Source organism: Peptidiphaga sp., from assembly GCF_057238965.1.
Window position 1 is genome coordinate 12,351 of record NZ_DBHHEV010000004.1, and the last position, 25,333, is coordinate 37,683.

General features: G+C 66.4%; 14 protein-coding genes. 1 reads left to right on the top strand and 13 read right to left on the bottom strand.

The genetic code is table 11. The features are described from left to right. Positions 1 to 250 precede the first annotated feature (250 nt). The 12 genes from ACO48X_RS01115 to ACO48X_RS01170 all read right to left on the bottom strand — a co-directional run bounded on the left by ACO48X_RS01115 (position 251) and on the right by ACO48X_RS01170 (position 22,381). On the bottom strand, positions 251 to 1,444 hold the full coding sequence (locus ACO48X_RS01115; RefSeq protein WP_484999722.1) for a hypothetical protein: 1,194 nt from the start codon (positions 1,442 to 1,444) through the stop codon (positions 251 to 253). Continuing rightward, a complete protein-coding gene (locus tag ACO48X_RS01120) occupies positions 1,431 to 2,516 on the bottom strand; it encodes a hypothetical protein (protein WP_484999724.1) in 1,086 nt (361 codons plus the stop codon). The genes ACO48X_RS01115 and ACO48X_RS01120 overlap by 14 nt, the downstream gene beginning before the upstream one ends. Positions 2,517 to 2,845: 329 nt before the next feature. Further along, entirely contained in the window at positions 2,846 to 4,309 is a 1,464-nt protein-coding gene (locus tag ACO48X_RS01125) for an alanine/glycine:cation symporter family protein (RefSeq protein WP_484999726.1), read from the bottom strand. Between the two features lie 474 nt (positions 4,310 to 4,783). Beyond that, entirely contained in the window at positions 4,784 to 5,593 is an 810-nt protein-coding gene (locus tag ACO48X_RS01130; RefSeq protein ID WP_484999728.1) for a hypothetical protein, read from the bottom strand. 109 nt (positions 5,594 to 5,702) lie between these two features. Beyond that, positions 5,703 to 7,283 (bottom strand): serine/threonine-protein kinase, encoded by a 1,581-nt coding sequence (locus tag ACO48X_RS01135; protein WP_484999730.1) that lies wholly within the window; start codon positions 7,281 to 7,283, stop codon positions 5,703 to 5,705. Then, positions 7,283 to 9,304: an FHA domain-containing protein gene (locus ACO48X_RS01140; protein WP_484999732.1), complete on the bottom strand. Its 2,022-nt coding sequence runs from the start codon at positions 9,302 to 9,304 to the stop codon at positions 7,283 to 7,285. Before ACO48X_RS01140 ends, ACO48X_RS01135 begins: the two co-directional genes overlap by 1 nt. 2 nt (positions 9,305 to 9,306) lie before the next feature. After that, positions 9,307 to 10,116 (bottom strand): PP2C family protein-serine/threonine phosphatase, encoded by an 810-nt coding sequence (locus tag ACO48X_RS01145; RefSeq protein WP_484999734.1) that lies wholly within the window; start codon positions 10,114 to 10,116, stop codon positions 9,307 to 9,309. Then, the gene (locus tag ACO48X_RS01150; RefSeq protein WP_484999736.1) at positions 10,113 to 11,675 is read right to left on the bottom strand and encodes an FHA domain-containing protein; all 1,563 of its coding nucleotides are present in this window, start codon (positions 11,673 to 11,675) and stop codon (positions 10,113 to 10,115) included. Before ACO48X_RS01150 ends, ACO48X_RS01145 begins: the two co-directional genes overlap by 4 nt. After that, positions 11,672 to 14,092: a transglutaminaseTgpA domain-containing protein gene (locus ACO48X_RS01155; RefSeq protein ID WP_484999738.1), complete on the bottom strand. Its 2,421-nt coding sequence runs from the start codon at positions 14,090 to 14,092 to the stop codon at positions 11,672 to 11,674. Before ACO48X_RS01155 ends, ACO48X_RS01150 begins: the two co-directional genes overlap by 4 nt. After that, entirely contained in the window at positions 14,092 to 15,378 is a 1,287-nt protein-coding gene (locus tag ACO48X_RS01160; protein ID WP_484999740.1) for a DUF58 domain-containing protein, read from the bottom strand. Before ACO48X_RS01160 ends, ACO48X_RS01155 begins: the two co-directional genes overlap by 1 nt. A gap of 16 nt (positions 15,379 to 15,394) precedes the next feature. Further along, entirely contained in the window at positions 15,395 to 16,375 is a 981-nt protein-coding gene (locus ACO48X_RS01165; RefSeq protein ID WP_484989444.1) for an AAA family ATPase, read from the bottom strand. Positions 16,376 to 16,405: 30 nt separating this feature from the next. Continuing rightward, the gene (locus ACO48X_RS01170) at positions 16,406 to 22,381 is read right to left on the bottom strand and encodes an Ig-like domain-containing protein (RefSeq protein WP_484999742.1); all 5,976 of its coding nucleotides are present in this window, start codon (positions 22,379 to 22,381) and stop codon (positions 16,406 to 16,408) included. A 521-nt stretch (positions 22,382 to 22,902) separates the two neighbouring features. Here ACO48X_RS01170 and ACO48X_RS01175 point away from each other — a divergent pair. Beyond that, a complete protein-coding gene (locus ACO48X_RS01175; protein ID WP_484999744.1) occupies positions 22,903 to 24,336 on the top strand; it encodes a hypothetical protein in 1,434 nt (477 codons plus the stop codon). Positions 24,337 to 24,379: 43 nt separating this feature from the next. Here ACO48X_RS01175 and ACO48X_RS01180 read toward each other — a convergent pair. After that, positions 24,380 to 25,333: tRNA guanosine(34) transglycosylase Tgt (locus tag ACO48X_RS01180; protein WP_484999746.1), on the bottom strand; the 954-nt coding region annotated here is incomplete at its 5' end.

A 25,333-nucleotide genomic window follows, 5' to 3' on the forward strand; every position in this document is an offset into this window, starting at 1 on the left:
CTCGCGGTGCACGCAAACGCGCACGCGTCAGACTTCACGCACATCGGAGGGGAAGGAGACGTTCCCGACCCGAATGCCTGACGCACACATCCTGTCTCCCGAGTCTGCGGTGCCGACTGCGCGGGTGCGACCGTCGGCAATTGAATTATACCTGAAATACCTACGTTTTCGAAGGTACTACTTGCCACAGATTAGGGTCATTCTATCCGTCGTTCTCCTTTTCCCACAGCGTCGAAAGAGGGCCGGCGCCTCACCTGCCCGCCTTCGCGCGTCTCATCGTGTTGAGCAGCATGTTGACGGTCGCCGCCGACCGTTTCTCGCCCTCGACCATCACGTTGAGGTACGTTCCGTTGAACTCGACCACGTAAAGATAACGGAAGTCTCCCGATTCGGTTATGTGCCTGACCGCAACAGCGGGGAGTCCGGCGATCTTAGTTTGCCCGAGGTACTCCCCCGAAGCGTCGTCGTCCTCCTTCGACGCCCATTCGTCGGCAAGGTCCTCACCTGAATGGTACTCTTCCTCGTCGCCGACTTCGAAAAGCAGCGACGCCCCGTTAGCCTCTATGCCGATGGCGTCTCGATCGTCCTCGTCCCGCTCCGTCAACGTCATTTTGCTCGGCATCGGGAAGGAAATGACGCCTGACGGCGTCTGGAGGTTGTACTGGCCCCCTTTTACGCCCCCTCTGAGCTTCCCGTCGCGGCTGAGAACAGAGACCCTCTCCTCTTGGGGGTCGCTGCCGGGCTGGGAATCCGAGCGCCCGTCGCCCCCCACGCCTGCGACCATGTCCGAGCCGCCTGAGCCTTGAGGCCCCGCGAAGTTGAACGTCTGCGCCGCCTTGAGCAGCGCGTCGAGCTCCTTTTGGGAGGGCGCCGCCACCGTGAGATTCCATACCCCGTCTTCGATCCGAAGCAGATACACCCTGCTGAGATGGCCGACCCTCGTCTTCGCGTCGACGGCCACCGCTTTGACGTTGCCGAGGGAAGCCGTCTGGACCGGTCTGACCGACGTCGAACCCCGCGACTGGACGATCTTGGTCAGCTGCTCGGCGGTCGTGTTGGAAACCGCCGTCTCCGTCGGAAAAAGCGAGAGTTTGACGTTCGGATTCGACGAGCTCTCCACGCCGGCCACCCCCGTCTCCGCGTACGTGCGTTCAAAGACGCGCATCGACGGGCCCACATTCATCGTCACCCTTCCCGATCCGGTGCCGACCGTGAGCACCCCGTTCGTGACGCTGGCCGAACCGAGGGGAAGGCCCTGCCCTTGGGGCTGGGCCCCTTTTGTCGCGGTCGCGGTGGAAACGGGCGTCGGAGAGGGCGTGGGCGACGCCGTCCGCGTCGGCGCGGCGCTCACCCCGAAGGACACCGTCTTTTCGGGCTCGGAAGCGCACGCGGTCAGGCACATCGCCGTCGCGAACACAACAACCGCGAGCCTAGGAAGTCGCATCCTCGACCACCTGGAGAAGAGCCGGAATCTCGGTCTCCGCCTTGCCTGAGTTGACGACCAGCTGGATCATCACCCCATCGACATTGACGATGTATATGCGCGAAATCGTGCCGTTGGTGGATTTGACCAGGATGGCGCCGGCGGGATACCCAGCCACCTTCTGGACCTCGGGCACCGTCTTCATATGCTCGATGTCCTTCATCCCGCCGTCCTCGCGCATCTTCGCCAGTATCTGCGTGGGATCGGTCGTGAACCCCTTCCTGTCGATGTAGAAGGAGACGTTGCGCCCTGAATTTTGCTGGTCCTCGAAGCCGAGCAGGCCTTCGGCGCTGGGTTTGGAGGGGACGAACCCGTCGGGCATCCGCATGACGATCTTCGCCCCGTTGACGTCCACCGTGTACGTCTGCCCGGACACTGTGGCCTTCAGAGGGCCGACGTGGCGCGAGGCGGCCGTGCTGGGCGAAGTTCTCGACCCCGCATTGACGGGCTTGAGCGCGCGGACGGTTTTGAGGAGTTCGTCGGCGGTCGCGGCGTCTGGGGCGTTGATCGTGGCCGACCATAGGTAACCTTCAAAATCCGCGATGACGACGATCGCCACATACCCGGTTTGGATGGTCGCCTGCGCGGCGACGGCCTTGAAGTCCCCCAGGTTCTGGATGTCGTGGCGGGCCTCGATGTTTGTGAACTGCTTCGTCCTGAGCGTTGCGGCGACGCTGTCGGCCGAAGGCAGCGTCGTCGCGGAGGACAAATGGGAAAACATGAGATTCGTCTTGGAATCGGAGGAAGACGTCAACCCGACGAGCTTGACGTCTTCCTGTTTGGCCCTGCTCACCGCATAGCCGTTTGGAGCCGTGAAGCCGACCCAGACTTTGCCCGTGAACAGACGGAATTCAGAACCTTGGATTTCCGCTTCCCCCAAAGTCGCCTTGGGGTCCGTTCCGATCGTCGGGCCGCTGCCTTTGGTCGAGGGCGGCGAAGTGGAAGAGGGGGCTGGGCCCGCGGAAGTTGAAAGTGAACAGGCTGGAAGGGCGACAAGCACAACAACGGCGAAGAAGATTCGCAGTCCTCTCATATGCCCTCCTGGAGACATTCAACTTTACGGCACGATAATAGGCGACCCCGCGCCGAAAATCGGCCCTCGGCAAGGGGTAACCCTGCCCATCGCCCCGCTCCTCAGAGCTGGGCGTACGGCTCCGACGACGACGCGATCGGCGGCGGCAAGGGGCCAAGCGCCTGGAATGCCACGGCTTCCAGAGGGAAGGCCTCTCGCCGATCGGACAGAATACACATTACCCCGTGCTCGCGGTTATTTCAGGGGCGTTCATCCATTGACATTCCACGCTCCAAGTGCTTCTCTCCAACGGCGACGAAACCGCAAAGCGAGCCGGCCTGAAGAAGCCGTCAGGAGACCGCCGCGTTCGATCCGCTCGGCAAATCCGTGCCCCCGTGGACCCAGATGTCGGTCGGAAGCTCACCGGGCATCGACGGGTTCCCCGTGGCGACGAAGGGCCTTTCGCGGTTTCGCAGATAGTCTTGGAGCGCCCCGAAGGCCCATTTGCCGAGCATGACGATGGACACAATGTTGATGAGCGCCATTCCCGTCATCGTCAGATCGGCGAAGTTCCAAACGAGCTTGAGCTCGGCGACGGACCCAAGAACGATCGAAACGATGACGATCGCCTTGAGAAGCTTGTCGCCCCACGCTTTGCCCTTCGTGAGAAAGTCCATATTGACCTCGGCGTAGGCAAAGTTGCCGATGACGGAGGAACCGGCGAAGACGCAGATGAGAACGACCATGACCGGGCCCGCCCACGACCCCAGCGTGGACTCAAGCGCAGTGATCGTCATGTCCGCGCCTGCGGGGTCGGAAGAGGCCCAGTAGGGCTTGAGCGCCTCGGGGTCGGCGTTGAAGAGGATGAACGCGGTCGCCGAACACACAAGGATGGTGTCGACGAAGACGCCCGCCGACTGGATGAGGCCCTGCTTGGCCGGGTGGGTGACGTGTGCGGTCGACGCCGCATTCGGCGCCGAGCCCTCGCCCGCCTCGTTCGAAAACAGGCCGCGCCTGACGCCGTTCATCATCGCCGCGCTCATCGATCCAGCCAAGCCCCCGAGCGTTTCCCGCAGTCCGAAGGCGTTTTCGACGATTAGGCTGAAGGTCGGGCCGACCTTGTCCAGGTTCATGAGCACGACGGCGACGGCGAGGCCGATGTAGACGATCGCCATGAGCGGGGCGACGATCTCCGAGGCCTTTGCCACGGTCTTGAGGCCGCCGTAGACGATCGGCCCGCACAGGACCAGAAGGATTGCGGCCGTGGCCCAGGGGCTCATCTTGAACTGAGTCTCGAGCGTCGCGGCGATCGTGTTCGCCTGAACCATCTCGAAGGAGATTCCGAATGAGCAGATGAGGAACAGCGCGAAGACGACTCCCCACGTGCGCGAGCCGAGCCCCCTTTGGATGTAGAAAGCCGGGCCGCCGCGGAAGGTGCCGTCGTGCCATCTGATCTTGAACAGCTGGGCGAGCGTGGCCTCGATGAAGGCGGTGGCCATCCCCAAGAAGGCGACGAGCCACATCCAGAAGACCGCGCCGGGCCCGCCCAGGGTGACGGCGATCGCGACGCCGGCGATGTTGCCCGTCCCGACCCGCGAGGCGATGCCGATCGCAAAGGCCTGGAAAGAGGAGATGCCGTCGCCGTCGACGTCGCGGGAGTCGAAGACCTGCTTGACCATCTGGCCGAACAGGCGAATCTGCACGAAGCCAGTGCGAATCGTGAAGTAGATTCCCGCTCCGATGAGCATGACGATGAGGATGTGGGTTGTGATCCAGTTATTCGTCGTGGATATGAGCTCGGTCAGTTTGTCCATGCCGCCCTCCTAAAGACCGCCTGCGACGAGGAACGGTCGGCTCGCGCGATTTGAAAACTCAAGAGATATTACTAGAACATTACGCGATTTGAAGAATCCGTTACCAAAAGCGCCGGAAATCTGCGCCGACGGCGACTTTCCCAGCCGTCAGGCAAGGGAAGGTCCGATTCCCCCGCCGAGGAGCCGACCTTTTGACCGCCGAATTTTATCAAAGAATGAGGCGTCTCGCCCCGACTCCCCCCATGGGTATCATTGCCCATGCAACTGTGGTCGTACGACGCGGTACTATAGATGACGTAGTCAGCCACGGTTGATTGCGCGTGTGTGATAAGCCCACGTCAGCCTCCAATTACGACGTGGGCGACGAGGTCGCCGGTCGCCCAGCCGGGACCTCTGCCTCTTGGGTCTGCGCCTCCAATGGACCCGGAGATGAAGTGAGGCCCACCATGGCGGTGGGCCTCACTTTCTTTTGCTTTATCCCCGCCTGCGGGACCTGCGGGAGCCTTCGGCGGCCTTTTGCCGCTGATTCGTCTGAAACTCTTCGTCGAGAAGCGTGAGGTCGTCGGCGGTGACGAGCTGGCTCGCCACGGCGTACTCCACGAGCCTCGCACGGCGGTAGGTCGCGTGGACGCCCTTCCCCCCGCGCAGTCCGCGCACGCCGAGCCTGTCCAGCTTCTCGCAGACATTGTCGAGCTTTCGGTTGAACCGGGTCTGCGTCCACCCGAGCCGCTGGGCGGCCTCCTCCGAACGGGGAATGTCCGAAGGGCCGGTCCCCACCCGCCGCAGCCAGTTTTCGGCCAGGGCGAGGATGAGAAGGCGCTGGCTGGGTGTGAGCGTCACCTGGCCCATGGTCGTCTCGCCGACGTCCTCGCGCCCGGTGGACGAAACCTCGTACATCGTGTCGGGAACCGTCATGTCAATCTCATACGTGGTGGGGCCAGCGGTGAAGACGAGGCTCATGTTGTGCACGACGAGCGGAATCTGGCTTCCCGGGCCTATCCAGGATTGAAGCATCCCCGTGGTCTCGGCGACCGTCACGGCGATGCGCGAGCCGACGTTGCTGACCCACCACAGGCCGTTGTGCGACTCGATCACGAGGAAGTTTCGGTGGAGAAACGGGTTGTCCTCAATGGCCAGGGTGCCGACGCGGCCGATCGTGAACGTGTCTCCCGGATCGATCTTGTAGACCTCGCCGCAGAACTCAATCTCGAGCGCCATGCGCGCCTTCTGTGCGGGTTGGGCGACCGCAACCGAGACCGCCTCGCCTTTAACATGTTGAGCCATCGATCCTCCTCCGTCTCCGGCATGACCCCAATATGGACCATTGTGTCAGGTATTGCTGTTAAACGGGAACAGCGCCGTCAATGAGAGGTCGGCTACGGTGAGAGATAGGTTACTGTCCCGATGTCACAACGCACGCGCTGACCGCCTTTGATTCGTTCGAGACGCCCACCCGCCTGACTTGAACCGTGATGCAGGTCTCGACGGGCCTGGCCGCCACGGTCACGCTCGTCTTCTCCGTGGCTTCGACTTTCCCCTCCCCCGCGGCGAACGGGGCCTTGTAGAGGTACATGTCGCCGTCGTGCGGGTCGGGATTCTCCCACGTGAACGTCACGCGCCCGTTTTTCACCGTCCCTTTGAGCTTTGTCACGCCCTGAGGCTGCTCCGCCCCCGGATCCATCTTTGTGGTTTCCGAGGCGGAGGGGGAAGGCTTGATGGTTTCACCCTTGCCGCGGTTCATGAAATAGACCACGCTCAGCGCCACGATGAGGACGACGACGGCCGCGATCGAGAATCGCGCGACCGGCTTGCGAAGAAAGGCAGCGAACTTTCGCTTGGCTCCGAAGGCCTCTGGCGGCGGGGCCGCCTCGGGCTCGTCGTCTCCGGCGGGCGCCCCGTAGTACGAGTGGCGGCGGCCCGCAGAGGCGACGTCGGCGCTGTCGACGGCGAAAACGACTCCCGCTCCGCGATCGACCTCGATCGAATGCCGACCGACCCGTCGAGGCACATCGCGCGTGTTCTCGTCGTCGATCGGGGAGATGGTCCGCACCGCCTGGCGCGTGGCGTCCTCGTCTATCGCCGAGGACTCCTGCCATTCCTCCCCCTCGCCTTGGACGTTCATGTCGGTCGGGCGCTGATGGAGCTGCTCGGCCTGGATGAACTGAAGGGCTGTCGCAAACTCCCGCACCGACTGGTAGCGCTGTTTGGGGTCCTTCGCCATCGCCGTGGCCAGGACCCTTTCGAGCTCGTCGGGGGCGTCGGTGCGCCCGGTCTTCGGCAGCGGGGAGCGCAGAACTCGATTGATGACGGCGATCTCCGAATTGTCGCCGTCGACGATTTCGAAGGGCGCGCGCCCGGCGACGAGGGTGTAGATCGTCGCCGCCAAAGAGTAGACGTCGACGGCGGGCGCGGCCTCGCCCTCGCCCGTCGCCTGCTCCGGCGGGGCCCAGGGAACGGAGAAGCCCTCGGCCTGAGTCGTGTCGCCCATCCGGGTTGCGATGCCGAAGTCCGTGAGCACCGGATGCTGATACGGAGTCATGAGGATGTTCGACGGCTTGATGTCGCGATGGACGATTCCCGCCCTGTGCAGAGTCTCGACCGCGCCGGCGATCTGTATGCCCACTTCGAGGGCGAAGGTCACCGGCAGCGGGCGCATGCGCAAAAGCTTGCCCAGATGCGGCGGCGGGCAGTACTCCATGATGAGGTACATGCGGCCGTCCTCGGTCTCACCGGCGCCGTGCACGGAGACGACCGAGGGATGCGAACTCATGCGCGCCATGAGGTTGGCCTCCGCGCGGAAAGCCAGCTTCTGCTGCTCGGTCACGCCCCGCCGAAGCACCTTGATGGCAACCTCACGGTGCGGAACCTGCTGATCGTACAGGTACACGTCGGCGAAGCCGCCGGACCCCAGATAGGACAGGTACCTGGCATTGGGAATCTTCGGCGGTGTGGCGGGGCGTCGGCCGGCCGACATCAGGCTCCCGACCTCGGACCGAGCATCTGGATGGTCACGCCCTCGCCGATGTCGATGACGTCGCTGACCCTGAGGAAGAACGGCTCGGTCGGGCTGATGCGAATCGGCCGCTCATTCGGACGTAGGACGTACGTCCCGTTGTTCGAGTTCCTATCGACGAGCCGAACGTCCCAGTTGTCGACGCGAATCTCGCAGTGGGTCCGCGAGATCTGCTGATCGGGGCTGGGGACGGGGACGAGGTGGGCGCGCGGACGCCCGGGCTCGGGGGCGGACGCCGGCTTGCGGCCGATGATGATGTCGGCGTCTAAGGGCACGTTCAGCCCCGTGGACACCCAGATCTCCCCGAGGGACGGGCGGGGGTACCAATTCGGCTCGCCTCCAAGCGGCCCGCTGCATATCCTGCACACCTTCCCGTGGGGCGGGTTGAGGTGGCCGTTTTGGCACAGCACGGCCAAGACCATCGCCTGAGGCGACTCCGCCTGAACCCGCTCCTGCTCCTGCGGGCTCTGCTCGCCGACGACCGTCTCCGCGTCGTAATCCTCGGCGGAAGCCCCAGCCTCCCCCGCCTCGGCGGCGACGCGGGGGAAGGAAGGCTCGAACGGCCGAGACTCCTGCGCCTGCTCGTCGTCTCGGAAGGCCTCTTCCTGCGGCGGGCCGTCCCAGCCTGCCTGCCCCTCGACGGGCGCCTCCGATTCCTCGGCGGCTTCGGCGACGTCGTCCGCGGGCTCAGACGCGGCCGGCTCCTCGGACGAGGGGGCCTCGTCGGCGACCTCCCAGGGCCGGGGGCTGCGGCGAACGGGCTCCTCAGCAGGCTCGGCGGATTCTTCCGCCGCATCCGTCGGCCCCTGCTCGAGGCCTTCGGCCGCCTCGACGGGAGAGAACGCGGCCTGGGCCGCGTCTTCGGACTCGTCCAATTGGTCGGCCATGGGGAAGCGGCTTTCGATCGGGAACCGCGGCTGCTCCTCCGGGACGTCCTCCTCGGGCGCCAGATCGCCGACCTCGCCCGCCGACGAGAGGTTCGCGGCGATCTCTTCGAGCTCTTCGGCGGGGATCGCGTCCTCTTCTTCGGGGGCGCCGTCTTCAGCGGCCGGAGTTTGAGCCGCCGGGGCCTCCGCCTCTGCGGGGGCGGAGGCTTCGGCCTCGACCGGGCCGGCGTTCTGCCGCTCGGCTTTCTCTTCCTCGGCCTGAGGTGTGTGGAAGTCCCCCGGAACCGAGTCGATGAAGAACGGGGCCTCCGCGGACGGCTCGTCCGCCTCTTCCGCAGATTCGGCCGAGGCGACGTCGTCGGCTCCGCTGACGGCGTCGAGCGTGGGCTCGTCGAGCGGCATGCGCGTCTTTTCGAGGGCGTCGATCGGGTTGACGGGAAGGGGGCTCTCCTCCTTGGCCGCGCCGTCGGCCTCGACGGGCTCCTCCGAGGCGCCGACGGCTTCTTGCACGGCTTGCGGCGCCGCAACGGCCTCGGCACCCTGATCGGCGGCCCCGTAGCCGCCGGGGGCCGGCGAAGAGCCCGCGGCGCCGTATGCGGCCGCCTCCCTGGCACGGGAATCCGCGGCGGCCCCGCGAATTTCCGGGTGACCGGGCACGAATGCGAGAAGAAGGGCGGAGGTCGCCGCGATGCCGTCGGCGAAGGGCAGCCCCTCCGCTCGGCCGACGCCGGCGCCGGGCCCGGCGTCGAGAACGAGGTCGGCCATTCGGTCGATGAAGGCCTCGTTCCAGGTCGGCGTCTCCATTCCGGTGCCCAGGACGTTTCCGTCCCTGTCGCAGGCGCGGAAGGCCCCGCGAAGTGCGACTCGAAGGTGCTCGCCTTCGGACACCGCGATGGCGAAGGCCGGGATCTGGCGCGACGGGCGCACGCCGAAACCGAGGGCCTCCACGAGCTGCTGGAAGCTCGATCCTGAACGAATGGCCTCCCACAGCCACTCTGCCTGGCTTGGGGTGGCGCCCTGAACCATCATGGCTCCGTGAGGCGCGACGACGGCCAGAACGTCGCCGGATTTTGCCTGCGCACGTGTGATGTACATTCCTAACCCCTCCGGGGAACGGTGTCGTCGCCGACAATGCGGCGAGCGGCAGTAACGGTCTCTTCCTCAATATTGCCGCTTGGCAACTGCGGACCACAATCCACGATGTCGACGACGACCACCGTGACGTTGTCCGAGCCGCCGGCGCCCAAGGCCTTCTGGACCAGCGTTTGCGCGGTCTCCTGCGGATCTTCCATGTATCGCGCCACCTCGCTGATCCTCTCGTTCGACACGACGGAGCTCAGGCCGTCCGAGCACAGGACGAAACGGTCTCCCATCGAAAGGGGCACAAGGAAGACGTCGGCGCCCACGTCGCTTCCCGAATGTCCGCCGAGGGCGCGCGTGATGACGTTCCTGCGGCCCCAGTTGTTCCCCTCGGCCACTCCGGCGTCAATGAGCTCTTGAACCTCCGAATGGTCTTTCGTCACCTGGATGAACGCCATTCCCGACAGGTGATAGGTGCGGGAGTCTCCGATGTTGAAGACGCGGGCGTAAGGGAATCCTCCTTCAATGCCGAGGACGAGGCCCGTCAGGGTGGTTCCGGGGATCCCCGACTCGCTGGCGAGGCCGCGCACCGCCCTCGCCGCCAGGGCGATTCGCTCCTCGAGCTCGCCGGCGCTTACAAAGTCCCTGCCGTCGAGCGAGGCGAACGCGTCCACCGCCGTGCGGGAGGCGACCTCCCCCGCGCTGTGCCCGCCCATTCCGTCGGCCACCACGAACACAGGGGAGGAGGCGAAGAGGGAGTCCTCGTTCAGCTCCCGCATCCCTATGTCCGTGGCGAATCCGCAGCGGGCATACGCGTAAGGGCTCACTGGAACGTCACCCTCACGCGGCGCCCGCCGAAGACGACGCTCGCGCCGTCGGTGGCGAGCACCGGGTGGTTCGGCTGCACGGGGACCGGCTGGCCGTCCGGCGAGACGACGATGGTCCCGTTGGTCGATCTGAGATCGTCGACCCTGACGCCCCCCGGCATGAGGGTGAGCGCGACGTGGGTCTTGGAGACCGATTTCTGCAGGTCGGCCACGGGCATCGGCACGGCCGAGGGCCACGACGGGTCGACGACGGGGTTCCTTCCGAGCACCACGGTTCCCCTGAGGACGTGGGTCACGCCGTCGTCGAACATCAGACGCACGGTGGCGGGCTCTCGGCTGCCCGTAACCCTCTCTATGATTCGGGTTTCGTCGCGGCCTCCCTGCCCGGCAGGCCCCGGAGCCTCGGCGGCGCTGCCAACGACGGGCGGAGAGACCGCGTGGCGGGGCGAGCGCGCCGAACGCGACTGGCGCGAAGAGGAGTCCAAGGCGGGCGGAGAAGCCTCAGCGGCAGGAGAGATTCCGTACTCGTCGAGCTGCTCGGCGATACGAGCCTGAGCTTGCGCCCGGTTGCTGCGGGCGCGCCTGGACGCCCGGCCCTCCTCAGGATCCGGCGGCTGGTTCTGAGGCGCAAATTGGGACGTCTCCGGCGCCGGATGGCCGGGGGCAGGATAGCTGGGCTCCGGATAGCCGGGCGCCGAGTAGTCGGCGCCGGCTACCGAAGGAGCACTCTCAGCGGGCGCCCCGTACCGCGGATCGTACGCCGCTTCCGGCGCGCTGTAGGCCGATTGCCCGTACGCCGCTTCCGGCGCGCTGTAGGCCGACTGCCCGTACGCCGCTTCCGGCGCGCTGTAGGCCGACTGCCCATATGCCGCTTCCGGCGCGCTGTAAGCGGATTGCCCGTACGCCGCCGGCGGAGCCTGCCGCTGGTCGACGACCCTGGAGAAGCCCGGGCCGACCAGCCCCGGCGCCTGCGCGTAGGGATCGGCCGGCGGCTCGGCAGCCGACATTCCCGACGGAGACCCCTGCAAAGGGGCGGCCATCGGCGATCCGGCCGACTGCGCCAGCTGGGCGCTCGCGGCCGAGGGGACGCCGAATTCGTCGTCGTCCTCGATAGGGCGCCGCGTGTCGACGTAGATGATGCCTCCGATCCTGTCGAACCACGTGCGCCCGAAGCGGTCGCTCGTGAAATGAAGGATGAACGGGAGGCCGACGACGAGGGTCGCCAAAGTCACGGCGGCCTCGACGGCGTACTTCTGCACTGCAAACACTCCGGCATTGCCGCCGTCCCTCATTCGGACGGCCACCACGCCGAGAGACGTCAATCCCGGAAGAGTCCCCTTTTTGGCGACGTAGTAACAGTTGCCCGCGATGAAAACGACGATCAGCCCCACGCACGCGACGTAGGGCATCGGCTTTTCGCCAGGCGGCGGGAAATCCGCGTCCACTATCGGTAGAGCCGAGGCTCCTAGCTCGGCCACAACGATGAGAAGGCTGAGGATCCGCGACGTGGTGCGACGCCGCTTGCCCGCTGGCTGATAGAACACCCTCTCATTACTCATGAGTTCCCTCTTTTTTCATTAGGTCTCTTGGGAGGATATACCGACCCGGCGGATCCGCGCTCACCCTGTTCATGGGGACCGCTCGCCTTGAACGATTTCGCTCGCTTCCAGCGACGGCCCCCGCCCGCCCGCGGAGGCTTCGACTTGCGGCGCGCTCCAAAGGATTTCAACGAAAAACGCGACCTTCTGGCCGAGGCTCGACGGATGACAGACTTCGCCTCCTCCGCGCTTCGCCACATCGCAGTCAAAGAAGTATCGCCAATATCACCGCTTCCGAAAACCGAGGCGTCGGCCCGGCGGGCCGTTTCTACGATGGGCGCCGAATCGGCCTCCGTTTTCTCTGCGGGCGCCTTTTTCCCTGCGGGCGCCTTCTTCCCGGAAAGGGCCTTTGCGACCCCGTCCGTCACGGCGGACGCCTGCTCGCTGCGGGTCATCCGGGCGTCGACCGTCATCCGCCCGTCGCGGGCGACGTCGAGCACGTCCTCCCATGCTCCGGCGGCCCTCTCGTCGGGACGGCCCTTCGTCCGCCTCCTGCGAGTCCGCAGCGCCTTCGCGGCCAAAACCGCGACGAAGGGGCCGACGACGAGCAGCGTGACGCCCAGTCCCGCCGCGATGTAGACGAGCCAGCGGGAGGCCCCTGCGTCCTCGTCCTTCTTGCGGTCGTCGTCGTTTTGGTTGGTGGGGGTCAGCTCGACCGGCTGATCGAGCGGGTCGGGCGGCTGGATCACGATGGGCCGGGGGTTCGGCTTCGGTTTGGGCTCTTGAGTCTGCAGCTTCTTGTCTCGCGGCGGGGTCGGGTCGAACATCACCCACCCGTACCCGTCGAAGTTGATCTCGACCCACACGTGGGCGTCGCGGCCCTTGATGTTGATCGTTCCGTCCTTGTGAGAGTCGGGATAGAAGCCCATGACGACGCGGGCGGGCATTCCCGCCGACCTCGCCATGAGAGCCATGGCGACGGCGTACTGCTCGTCGTCGCCTTGCATGTACTCGGCCTCCAAGAAAGCCTGGATCCTCTGATTCCTGTGCCCCGGGCGCGAGGGAGACTGCTCGCCGCCCGCGTAGAACCCGTTGTTCTTCAGGTGCTGCTCGATTGCGCGGGCCTGCTGAATCGGGCTCATCGTCCCCTTGAGGATCTTCTGGGTCTTCGCGGCGACGGCGTTGGGCACATTCGCATTCTCCTCCATCGGCACCGCCCCGAAAGCGTGGCCTTCGAGCTGCCTGTCCGACGGGGCGGGCCGGACGAGGTCTACGATCCTGTACGAGTCCCCCTCTCTCAGGGGAGTGACGGTCAGCGCCGTCTGCTCGGAGGGAGAGTAGTAGAGGTCGTCTTGGAGCTTCTTCGCCCGATCGCCCGCAAACTTCAGGTGGGTCAGAAGGCCTCCCCCCGGAACCCATACGCCCGAGTACTTGCCCACCGAAATCGAAAGCCTGCTGGGACGGGACTTGGCGGGCGGGTTCTCGAGGGAGACCTCCGGGCCGATCCGCCGGAAGCCCTTCTTCGGGTCCGTCGAGACGTTGTAGACGATCCCGTCGTAGACGTCGAGTGTGGCCAGGCGCACTCGCTCGTCCTTCTTCAGCCCGCCGACGGAGAAAAGGGTCTCGCTCGCATGCTGGTCGTTGTACGAGCGGAAATCAGACAGAGGCGACGGATACTCGCGCACATTGAGCGGCGGGACGACGTGGTCGCGCACGGCGTACCGCGCCTGCGAGTCCGTGAGCGCGGGGGCGAGCACAAGCGCCGCCACAGCGCCCGCCCCCGCGAGCGCAAAGGCCCCGTTCCGGCGGCGTCGGCTCGCCTTCTCCCCCGCCTCCGCGGCGGAGACCGCCACAACTCTGCGCCTTTCGATGACGCGCGAACACCAGACGAGGCCGATCAGGCCTACGGTCACTCCGATCCACCGGGCCAGAGGCGCCTGCCTCGAGCCGAAGAGGATTCCCAGGATCACGACCAGCCCGACGGGAATGACGCCCCACTCTGGGCGCGAGGCGCGCAGCGCCAGCGAGCCGCATATGAGCGCCGCAACAAGGCACGCGAAGTAGGGCAGGACGGTCGGCCCCACGAAGGCCGCCGCGGGCGGGGTGAGCGTGAGGAGGTCCTTCCACCCCTTGATGGTCTGCACCATGAGCATCTGCAGAACCTCGGAGTTCGGCAGCCAGCCCGCGGCGGCCACGGGCCGCAAAGCGATCGCCCCGCCGAACAGCAGGTAGCACGCGACGCCGAAAACGGCCGTGAGCCACGGCGTGAGCCGGGCCGCGTAGCCGGCCCAGGCGACGGCCACGCCCACGGCGATGCCGCCGACGGCGGCGACGTATCCGCTGAGGTCGCCGAAAACCGGCCCCCACGTCATGCTCGCGGTGACGAGCATGACGACGAGGACGCCGAGGTCCATGTAGCGCAGACGGCTTGCGGGCATCAGGTCACCGCCTTGCGCAGCGCCAGGGGCAGGTCGTCCAGCCTGGGGACGGTCACCAGCGGCAGGCCCGCGATGAGCGAGCGCGCCGTTTTGCCCTGCTCGTCCGCCCGGAGCGCGAATGTGCGGGCGTTGACGGGGAGGATCGCATAGCCGCTGTGGATTTCGGCGACGTCGACGAGGGACCCCGTGACCAGTGCGATGACGCTGGCGTTGGGGGTCTTGTCCGTCGCGGCTCGGGCGAGCTCGCGCAGGCGGGCGACGCCGGGGCGGGCGTCCAGAAGGGTCAGGCCGTCGAGGAAGGGCCTGGGCGAACTGGTCGGAAGCGGGCCGAGCTGGCTGACGAAGCTCAGCTCCCTGCGCTCGCGCAGGACCGCCGCCCCGATCGAGGCGGCCACGCTGACGCCGAGCTCGTACTCGCTTTCCGAGGCCCAGGAGTGGGCGTCGTCGTCGAAGACGATGAGCAGGTGGGCCCTCCGGGTCTCCTCGAATTGGCGGACCATGAGCCTGCCCGTGCGCGCAGTCGTCTTCCAGTGGACGTTGCGCCGATCGTCGCCCGGGATGTAGTCGCGCAGGGCGTGGAAGGCGACGTCGTTGGAGGAAAGGTCGTGGGTCGCGGCGCCCTCGATGTCGCGGATGAACCCTATGGAAGACGAGCCCACGTTGACGGTTTTGGGGTGGACGTAGAGGTCTTGGCGTTCCACCCACACCTGCTCGCGGCGCAGCAGGCCGAGCCCGTCGCCGCGCACGGATCTGACCGGCCCGACCGGGATCACCCCCCGCCGATGCGTCGGAATCGTGAAGATTTCGTTGAACGCGCGGTCTCCCGAGAGGATCGGAACCCCGAATTGCGCGACCGTGGCGCCCACGGGGACCTCGACGACCGACGACGGACAGGGCCTGGCCGCCGTGTTGGCGACCGTCAACTCTCCGACGGCGGTTTCGCCCGAGACGACGCGGCTGGAGGCGAGCGTCAGCTCGCCCTTGTAGGAGACCTTTCCTATGGTCCACGCCACGGCGACCATCCACGCGACGCCCAAGAGCACGGCCAGGCAGACGAGCTCCATCCAGTGACGCTGGCGGCCGTAGTGCCAGGCGAGGATCGCCAAGACGAGCACGGCCCAGCCGAAACCGGTGACGACCCTGAGCACGGGGATCGCGCGGCGGACTCCGGGCAGCGCGGACGCCCGCTCGCCCAGCCGGCGCGCGGCGTCCGCGGCGGAAGCGGCGGCGCGCCGCAGACGGGAAGGGCCCGCCCTGAGGGGACGGCGGGCCCCCGATTCCTTCACGTGCAGAAAGGCCATTCTATTTGCGCAGCGTCGGCGCCGGCACCTCTTCCAGGGCGCGCTCGACGACCGCCTCTCTGGTCGCTCCCGCGAACTCGGCGTCCGGATCGAGAACGAGCCTGTGGTCCCACACGACGTGGGCCAGGGCCTTGACGTCGTCGGGGAGGACGTAGTTGCGGCCCTGCGAGAGGGCCCACACGCGGACGGCGCGAACCATCGAGATCGCGCCGCGCGTGGAGACTCCGACCCGCACGTCCTTCGACGCGCGGGTCGCCTCGACGAGATTCTGGACGTAACCGAGCACCGCTTCGCTGGCGAAGTTGTTCGCCGCCCTGCGCGACATCTCATCGACCGCGCTGGTTGAAATCACCGGAGGAAGGTCCTTCGAACGGTCCGGCGAGGCCGCGCCCTTGAGGATCTCCACTCCCGCGGCGTTCTGGGGGTATCCCACGGAGGTCTTGACGAGGAAGCGATCGAGCTGCGCCTCGGGCAACGGGTATGTTCCGGCCTGCTCCACGGGATTCTGTGTGGCAATCACCATGAAGGGACGCCCGGTCTCGTGGGCCACGCCATCGACCGTCACACGGGACTCCTCCATGACCTCCAATAGCGCGGACTGGGTTTTGGGCGAGGCGCGGTTGATCTCGTCGGCGAGGACGATCGAGGCGAAAATCGGCCCCTTGTGGAAGTTCCATTCGCCGGTTTTCTGGTCGTAGATCGTCACGCCCGTGATGTCGGACGGAAGAAGGTCCGGGGTGAACTGGATGCGCGAATGCGTGCCTTGCACGGTTGCCGCGATCGACCTGGCGAGAGCCGTTTTGCCGGTTCCCGGGGCGTCTTCGAGAAGCAGGTGGCCCCCCGCGAACATCGCTGTGAGGGCGAGGCGAATGACGTCGTCCTTGCCCAGAAGCGCGCGGCCGACGTTGCTGACGATCCTCCCGAACGTCTCCGCGAACCACGCGGCGTTCTGCTCGGTCACCTGTTCTTGTTGTTGAGTCATGTTCTTCCTGTCGATCTTTCTCGCGCTTTTTCACGCCCGCGGCGTGCGGAACGCGGCGGCCTCGGGCGGCAGAGCGAGGACCTCCTGGGGGAGGCGCCCGCCCACCGCGCCTCCCGGATCGGAGCGCCAGGCAACGGAGTACATGCCCACGCGCTCGCCCGGCATGAGGTCGTTGCAGCGCTGGTCGCTGTCAATCTCTTGCGGGGAGGTCTGCCTGACCCTGATGCAGTACCTGACCGGCCCCAGTCCGACGTCGTCGATCTTCACCGAGTTCTTCGAGAAATCGACGGACTTCGACTTCTTGATGCCGCTTCCCGTTATGGTGTATTCGCCGGAGGACCCGTTGTGCGAGCCTCCGCTCCACGTGCAGATGACGTCGTCGTCTCCGGGCTCCTCCCAGCCGCAGGAGAACGTGTCGGGCGGCGTCGGCTTGCCGTAGGGGACGACGGCGTTGGACGAGGAGACGAGGCTCGTGCGGTTCTCCGAGACGGTGCGCGCCCGGAACTGAAGCTTGACGCTCTGTCCGTTGGGCAGGCCGCGAACGATCTGGCCCCCGCCGTCGATCCGGTTCCAAGAGCCTCCGCCGTTGGTCGAATACTCGTAGACGAGCTCGGATTCGCGCCAGCCGTTGGTCGCCGATCCGCGGGGCGCATTCGTGATGCTCACCTCGCCCGAGGTTCCCGTCGCCTCGATGCGGCCTCCCGCAGGGGCGCTGAGCGACCCCAGGATCCGAACGGAGCCGGCGTTTGCGGCCGTGGACGAGTTCGGATTCCTGCTGTTGTAGGCCGTGACGGTGAAGCTCACGGGCTGGCTCGAGTAGGCGATGTCCATGACGACGGAATTCTTGTTGCCCGCGACCGTCACGCTCTCGCCCGTGCTGGCCTGCACGGTGTAGGACTCGATCGTCCTGCCGTTGCTCGGCGCGCTCGTCCAGCGCACGGTCGCCTGGCCCTTGCCGTCGCTGCCCGACTTGTTCACCGACGTGTTCTCGACGTTCGCAGAGAAGGCGCCTGGGCGGCCGAAGGGCGTGACGGGCGCCGAGGGCGCGGACGGCTCGGACTGCCCCTGCCTGTTCGTGGCCACGAGGGTCGCTTGAACCGAAGTCCCGTTGGGGACGCGGACGGTCGCCGACGTCGCGCCCGGGGCAAGTTGGACGGACTGGCCCGGGGTGACGTTGAGCGTCAACGCCGTCACCGGGCTGCCGTCGGAAGACACGCGGTTCCACGAGAAGGTCACGCTGCCGTCGCCGGGAGTCGCCGTCAGGCCCGCCGGCCGGTTCGGCACGATGTCCATGAGCACGGGCGCCGACCGCGTGGGCGTCGAAGCGCCGACCGCGTTGTAGGCCGTGACCTCGAATACGTGGTCGATGCCGAGAGTCCGCCCGTCCAGCTGGCATTGGGTGACCGCGCCGCAGTGCTTTTCGTCGCCCTGCGTCACGTCGCGGACCACGACGTCGGTCACGGGCGAGCCGTTGAAATCGATGACCTTCCACATGACCGTCGCGGAGTTCTTGTTCGTCACCCGCGCGCCGAGGATCTGCACCGGAGACGGCTTGCCCAGGACCGAGAGCTTGAACTGGCCGCGCACCGACCTTTCGGCCAGCCCCGTGGCGTCCATAAGCTGATAGGAGACGTAAATGTCCCCCGTCACGTCGGGCGGAATCGACACGGAGACGACGGTTCCCGAGGAGGAGGCCTTGACTCCCCCGACCTTGCTCGAAACGGTCGGTTGGCCGGCTATCGACAGGGGCTTGTCCGGGAAGGGGTTGACGGCGAACTTGGACACGTCGACCTTCGCCGTGCTCCCCGCCTTCACGGTCTCCTCGTAGGAGGCGACCTGGATGAGCGGTCTGTCCGTCTTGACGATCGTCACGGGAACCTGGCCCTTGACCGAATTGTGCCCGTCGTCGATCGACACTTCCACGGCCCCCGCGGAGCCGGGCTGCGACTCGGCGTCGGCCTTGACGGAGAGCACGGACCCGGAGACCTTGGCGTCGATCCCCTTCGGAGCCTTGACCACCTTGTACGTGAAGTCCTTCGGATCGTCGCCCCGGTCCTGGTCGGTCGTCATCGCCGCCAGGTTCGCCGAAACGGGCTTCGTCGATCCGGCCTCGACCTGCACGGGCGTCGGCGTGAACTCCGGCGGACGGTTGCCGGACGGCTTGACCTCGACCGGAAGCTGCAAGGTCCTGACCAGGCCGCTGCCGTCGTTGCGGTCCTTTCCGTCCGTGACCTCGAGGGTGATCATCGTCGGGCCGGAAAAGTCCGACTGCGAGGTGAAGGTGATCGTCCGCTCGTCCGTGTAGAGAGGGTCGCCGTTCCATCCGACCGACGCGGCGACCTTGCTGGGGTCGGTCATGATGACGGACCTGCCCGAGCGCGTGAGGATGTAATCGTTGATTTTGATCTTCTTCGGCTTCCCGGCCTCGGCGACGATCGTCTTCGACGTGTCGACGACGGGCTCGGTCTGCCTGGCCGGGGGCACGCGCACGACGGCGGCCGATTCCATCCCCGTCGAGTCCTTCACCTTGTAGAGGACGATCCGCGCCTTGTCGGAGGTCTTGATGGTCAAGGACTTGTCGGAGTTGACGGTCACGCCCTCGTCGTCGGATTCGACTTTCTCGTCGTAGACGTCGCCGTCGGGGTCGGTGTCGTTGGCGAGCACGTCGACCCTCACCTTGTCCTTGCCGAAGGCCTTGTCCCGACTCACCGAATCGTCGCGGGCGATGGGCGCCAGCGCGGGGGCGTCGGGCGAGACGTTGACCGTCAGCAGGCCCTCCGCGAATCCGCCCCTGCCGTCGGTTATCCGGTAGGAGACGGGATAGGAACCCGCCGTTTTGGGCGTTTTGACGATGACCTCGTTGCGCCGCTCGGAGACTTTGAGGTCCTTGGCCTTGCTCTTGGCCGAACCGGCCACGAGCTTCGGCGTGTCGCCGCTGTCGGGGTCCGAGTCGTTCTGCGTCACGGGCACCGACACCTTCGTCCCGGGCCGCACCCGAACCTGGTCGGAAACCGCGTTGGGCGGCTGGTTGGTCTTGGGCGCCGGAACCACGCCCACGCGCACTCTGGCCGTCGCCGTCTTCCCGTACGTGTCGCGCACGATGTACTGGAAGCTGTCGGTTCCGGGCTTGCCGGCCGTGTACTTCAGAGAGTCGCCGCCGACCTCCACGAGGCCGAGCTTCGGCGATTCGCCCGGCCCGACGAGCTCGACCGAGTCGCCCTCGGGGTCGATCCCGTCGAGCGGAACCGTTATATTCAGCTTCTCGCCGACGACGGCGCGGGCCGTGATGTTCTTCGGTATGGGCGGACTGTCCTTCTCGGCGTCGGCGGCCGTGACGGTGATGTTGACGGTGGCCGACTCCGTGTGGCCAAGGGAGTCTTGGACCGTGTACACGACCTTCACAGAGCCGGGCTTCTTCCCCGCCCTGAAGCGAACGACGTTGTCGGAAAGGAAGACCTCCCCCTGATCCTTCTGGGCGTTCGACTGCAGGTTCGGCAGCACGGTCATCTTGAGGTTGCCGGGGGACCTGTCGTTCGCCAGCACGCGCACCGACCCGACGTCTCCGGCCCGGACGACGAGCTGGTCGTCGGCGAGCACGGGCGGGGCCTGTGCGTCCGCCGCGGGCACGGGAATGACCTTGACCCGGCCGGTCGCGGTCTGGCTTCCGTTGGAGACGGTGTAGGTGAAGGTTTCGGGGGCGTCCAGCCCGGCCGGCGCGCTGACCCTCGCATGTTCGTGGTTGTACGGAGAGACGACGAGCTTGGAACCCGGCTCAGTCTGGACGGACTGGAGCGTGAGCACGCCGCCGCCGGGGTCAGAGTCGTTGGTCAGCACGTCGACGAGGTTCTGGCCTCCGGCTGGCAGCATCGCAATGTCGTTCTCGGCGATCGGCGTCGAGTTGGCGTCGCGCTCGACCGCTTCGACGCGGATGATCCCCATCGACGACGTCGGCCCGTCCGAGACGAAGTACGTCTGGTAGTAGGTGCCCGGCTTGGACGCCGAGACCGTCACGGTGCTCTGATCCGAGGAGGCCTTGGCGGTCAGGCCCTGGGGGCTCGGGCCGAGGCTCACGAGCTTGAGCGAGTCGCCGTTGGCGTCCGTGTCGTTGGCCAGCGGGTCCACCGTGGTCGATTCGCCGGCCACGACGCGCACGAGGTCGCCGTTGGCCCTGGGAGGCTGATTGACGCCGTCGGTCACTTCGACGACGACGGAGCCGTTTGTGTCCGCCTGTCCGTCCGAGACGACGAGGTTGACGTTGCGCACGCCCGCGCCCTGGCCGAGGTCGGAGATGGAGACGGATCCGGTCTCCCGGAACGAGGCGTTCAGCCCTTTCGTTCCGGCGGCGCTCTTGAGGTAGATCTGGTCGCCGTCGGGATCGATCCAATCCCCGAGCACCTGGAGGGTCGTCGTGCCGCCGGAGGAGAGCTTGGCGCTCGTATTGATCCTTTGCACGGGCGGGGCGTTCTGGCTGAACGGGTGGACGGAGACGTTCACCGTCGCGGTCGCCTTGCCCCCGCGCCCGTCGTCGGCCTCATACGTGAAGGACGTCGATCCGGTCGCCCCTTCGGGCACGTCGATCTGCAAAGCCTGACCGTTGCGCCCGGGCCGGACCGTGCCGAAGGACGGCTGGCTGAGCGCTTTGACCGTCAGGATGTCCCCGTCCTCGTCGTTGTCGTTGAAGGTCACGGGCAGCGTCGTCGAACGCCCGGGCCGGACGCCGAAGGAGTCGTTCTCCGCCTTCGGCGGGTGGTTCTCGTCCGTCCTGTTGGGGTCTTGCTGCTGAGTGTTGAGGTCGGAGCTGTCTTCCTTCTTGTCGTCGTCGACGTCTTCGCTTTGGTTGATGTTGTTCCAGTCGTTGACCAGAACCATGTCTTTGTCGGGGAGCCACACGTTGCCGTTGGCCACGTCGTTGAGGACGATGATCTTCCTGTTTGTGCGGAAGCGCACGCTCTTGCTCGCCTCGAGCTTCTCGGCTGGGCGCGAGACGTCGTCGGCGTTGCCGTCGCAGTCTCGCACAAAACGGCCGGTGTTGGCCCACGCCGCGTAGGCGCACCCCTGGTGGAGCACCGGAGGGGCCGCGCTTCCCCGCGCGTTCGGGTTGTCCGGGTCGGCGGCTTTCTGCGTGACGGCGCCGTCCTCGAGGGAGACGCGGTACAGCGACGTCGATGAGGCCACGAGCGCGTCCGAGGACTTCGGCCCGGGCTCTTGGAGGCGCAAGCCGTTGCTGTCGCCGAGCGAGACGAGCTTGCCGTCGGGAAGCAGAAGCTTGCCCGAATCGGGGTCGAGCACCACGGGTTTGTCGCCGACCGAGCTGATCTGGAGCCCCTTGACCGAGGCGAGCTCATCCGGGAACTTGTGCTCGATCCGCGTGAAAGCCGAGCCCTCGGCCTGCATCGTGCGCAGAACCTTCTCCTTGGCCGAGACGACGTGGACGGACCCGTCCTTGCCCACGGCCATCGTCCCGTCCTCGACGCCTTCGGTCGTCGGCTCCGCGGCCTCGGGCGAGAAGCTGGGAAGCGACTTGAAGCCCGTCGTCCAGACCTTTCCCGCCTTGGAGTCGATGAGCCCGACAGTGCCGCCGCCCAGCCCGACGCCGTCGACCGTTCCGAGTTGCTGCTCCGTGCCGATGAGAGACTTGGCCGGATCGACCGCCGCAAGCGTCCCGGCCTCCATGTTGCGGTAGAGAACCGTGTCCTCTTCCTGGAGCACGTCGAATTTGTCGGTCTTCGTCCTGTCGGAGGCGTCGATCGATTGTGAGGGGTAATTCACATGGCCTAGCATGCGCGAACTCTGGTTCGTGACCCACACGCCGCCGTCGTTCAAAGAGAGTTCGGCCCTGTCGATGCCCTGGGACGCGGCGATGGCCGCTCCGTATGCGAGGAGGATCGCCGCAGTCGCCCCGGTTGAGACCAGACGCTGGGTGCGCCTCGAAAGCCCGCGACGGCGGGGCCTCGGGGCATCGCGTGTCAGGTCGCGCGCCAGGTCGCGCGAACGCGGCAAAGACATCCTTTTACCTCCTATTGGATGTTCCGCACGCGGGTGGCGTGTGGGAGGAACCCGCGCACGGCTGAGGCGCCCCGCCCTCTTCGACTATTCGAACAGCGCGAAGGACCCCGCTGTTCAAAATATATTGCCTTTTGCCCTAGCTTCCAAGACGCCTTCCCCCGCTTTCGCGAGCGCAGCGCTCGCGGCCCCGATCGAGCATCGCATCACGCCGCCGCCCCCAACCGAAGGCGCCTGCCCGCCCTCGTCGCCCAGCTCTTCTCGCTCCGCGCTTCGTCGCCCGGCATCGGTCTCGTCGCCCGCGCCGCCCCGCCAGCCGGCCAACCGCAGCGGACGCGCATTCAGCCGACGTGAGGCTTCGCGCGCTTGCGCACCAAAACGTGCTCAAAGTGGAATGATTCGGCTTAAACACAAGGAAACACGACCTTCGTCCCGGCCTCCGCCTCGCTCGATCCGGCTTCTTCCCCCGATCGCGCGGAACGAACAGGTGGGCTTTTGCCGCCATTTCGGGAGAGAATGACCGCATGGGTTTCATCGACTGGGCATTCGACGTCGCGGCGGCGCACCCCGACTTGACGGGCGCGCTCATCGACGTCGACGGCGAATGGCTTGACATTCTGCTGCCCGACGGCCGCACGTTCCGCTTTCGCCCCGGCCAAATGATCGACGAGTCGAAGCCCGAACCCGTCCGCCGCAAGCTCCTCGACCGCCTCATTTCCATCGGCGTCGCCCGCGCCGAGTCCGCCCCGTCCGAGTCCGCCCCCGCCGAATCCGGGCCCTCCGAATCTTGGCCCTCCGCGTCTGCGCGCTTTGAATCCGACGCGTCCGATGCGGGCGAGCCCGAGGCCGACGCGGCCTTCGACCGGTCTTCGGGCTCCGAGTCGTTCGACGAGGCCCCGCCGGAGGACGAGCCCTCCGCCGTCGCAGCCGAACGCCTCGAGCCGTTGGACGCAAGCAGCGGAGAGTCTGTGCTGGCCCACATCATGCCGATCGTGCGCAGCGCCGACTACTTCGTCGCCTCCCACGACCACGCGCGCGACGACTCGATGATCTACGTCCCCCTCACGCCTTTCGTGGGCGCAGGCATAGCGATCGACGGCCGCGACCTCATCACGCCCATGTACTTCTCCGACGCCGAACGGCTGGGGCTTCCCACCGACATCGTCGGTTTCTTCCAGCAGGCGCTCATGCATCTGCGGACCTCCGACCTGACCAACGGTCAGCCTTCCGTGCAGGTTCAGCCGGGGACTCTCGCGGGAGCGCAGATTTTCGAGTTCGCCGGCCCTCCCAGCTATCAAAGCTCATGGTTCATGGACGTCGAAATGGCGCTCACCGTGGCCGAGTCGCTCAGTTCCGTCCACGACGACGGCCTCGCCTTGTTCGTTCCCGCCTCGCGCGACCTGGCGTTTGTGGTGATGGCCGACGATCCGCATCTCGCCCCGCTGTTCCAGTATCTTTCGCGGGCCGCGGCCGACGCGGAATCGATATACCCCCTTCCTCACGTTGTGACCGGCGACGGGTGGAGCGAGTGGATTCCGATGAACGACCATCCCGCCGCCCGCATCCTTTCCAAAATCCGCGCGCGCTCGCGGGCGGCGATCTACAGCGTGCAGGAACGCGAGATGCGCACGTGGCCGAACGATTTCGGAAGGCTGGCGCCCTTCGAGGTGATTCGCGACGGCGCTCTCACCTCCTCCGCGACGCGTTGGACGTCCCTCGACGGCTTCGGATCCGTTCCCGACGCCGAGTACATCGATTTCGTGCGCCAGAGGTCTCCCCATCCGTGGGACGCTGAGACCTCCGACCACGTACGGCTCCGAACCCAGGTGGCCCGCGACGTCTGGCACGAGGGACTGTCCCCCATGCACAACGTGTGGCCCCCGCGCTGGAACGTCGCCGGCTTTCCCGACGACGCCCAGATGGCCGCCCTCAAGGAGGCCTCAACCCGCGAGTTCTGAGCGGAGCGCATGGCTCCGCGGTCCGCTAGTCCGCTAGTCCCCGCTAGTCCGTGTTTCTCCCCCATTTCCCCGCGTAGAACCGGCCAAGGGTCTCCTTTTTGAAGTCCGCGTAGTCGCCCGCTTCGATCGCCGCGCGGATCCCGTCGACGAGCTGCACGGTGAAGTGCTCGTTGTGGATCGTCGCGAGTGTGGAAAAGAGCATCTCTTTGGCTTTGTACAGATGGTGGAGGTAGGCGCGTGAGTAGTGCGTGCACGTGTAACAGCCGCATCCGGGCACGAGCGGGTTGAAATCGCGTCTGAACTGGGCGCGCGTGAGATTGAACCTCCCGTCGGGCGAGTAGATCGCGGCGTTGCGGGCGACGCGGGAAGGGTTGACGCAGTCGAACGTGTCGGCCCCGGCCTCCACCGCCGCGAAGAAATCGTCCGGCTCGGAGATCCCGAGGAGGTGGCGCGCCCGATCTTCGGGCAGTTCCTGCGAGGCCCATCCGACGATCGTCCCCAGATTTTCCTTCTCCAGCGCCCCTCCGATGCCGAAGCCGTCGAATCTCTGCCCGTCCGTTTCCATCGCGCCGAGGTCGCGGGCGGCTTTTCGCCGCAGATCCTCGTACTGGGCGCCTTGGACAACCCCAAAGAGCTGCTGGTATGGCTTGCCTTCGCGCTCGGCTGTGAGTGCGCGATGGGCCGCCAGACACCGCAGCGCCCATCGCCTCGTGCGTTCGAGGGCCTCCTCCTGGTAGGCGCGGGAGTTGAGCAGCGTCGTCAGCTCGTCGAAGGCGAAGATCACGTCCGCCCCAAGCTCGTGCTGGATGCGCATTGAGACTTCGGGCGTGAATCGGTGTCGACTTCCGTCGAGGTGGGAGCGAAACCATACGCCGTCGTCGTCGACGTCGGCAAGGCGTTCCTTCGACGGCGCCACCGTCCCGTCAGCGTGCGAGGAGCCCGAGAACTCCTCGGAAAGGACCTTTTTGAAGCCCGACCCTAAAGACAGGACCTGAAA

Coding starts and splice junctions, on each gene's coding strand:
- ACO48X_RS01115 (WP_484999722.1), bottom strand. CDS start 1,444: ATGCGACTTCCTAGGCTCGCGGTTGTTGTGTTCGCGACGGCGATGTGC.
- ACO48X_RS01120 (WP_484999724.1), bottom strand. CDS start 2,516: ATGAGAGGACTGCGAATCTTCTTCGCCGTTGTTGTGCTTGTCGCCCTT.
- ACO48X_RS01125 (WP_484999726.1), bottom strand. CDS start 4,309: ATGGACAAACTGACCGAGCTCATATCCACGACGAATAACTGGATCACA.
- ACO48X_RS01130 (WP_484999728.1), bottom strand. CDS start 5,593: ATGGCTCAACATGTTAAAGGCGAGGCGGTCTCGGTTGCGGTCGCCCAA.
- ACO48X_RS01135 (WP_484999730.1), bottom strand. CDS start 7,283: ATGTCGGCCGGCCGACGCCCCGCCACACCGCCGAAGATTCCCAATGCC.
- ACO48X_RS01140 (WP_484999732.1), bottom strand. CDS start 9,304: ATGTACATCACACGTGCGCAGGCAAAATCCGGCGACGTTCTGGCCGTC.
- ACO48X_RS01150 (WP_484999736.1), bottom strand. CDS start 11,675: ATGAGTAATGAGAGGGTGTTCTATCAGCCAGCGGGCAAGCGGCGTCGC.
- ACO48X_RS01155 (WP_484999738.1), bottom strand. CDS start 14,092: ATGCCCGCAAGCCGTCTGCGCTACATGGACCTCGGCGTCCTCGTCGTC.
- ACO48X_RS01165 (WP_484989444.1), bottom strand. CDS start 16,375: ATGACTCAACAACAAGAACAGGTGACCGAGCAGAACGCCGCGTGGTTC.
- ACO48X_RS01170 (WP_484999742.1), bottom strand. CDS start 22,381: ATGTCTTTGCCGCGTTCGCGCGACCTGGCGCGCGACCTGACACGCGAT.
- ACO48X_RS01175 (WP_484999744.1), top strand. CDS start 22,903: ATGGGTTTCATCGACTGGGCATTCGACGTCGCGGCGGCGCACCCCGAC.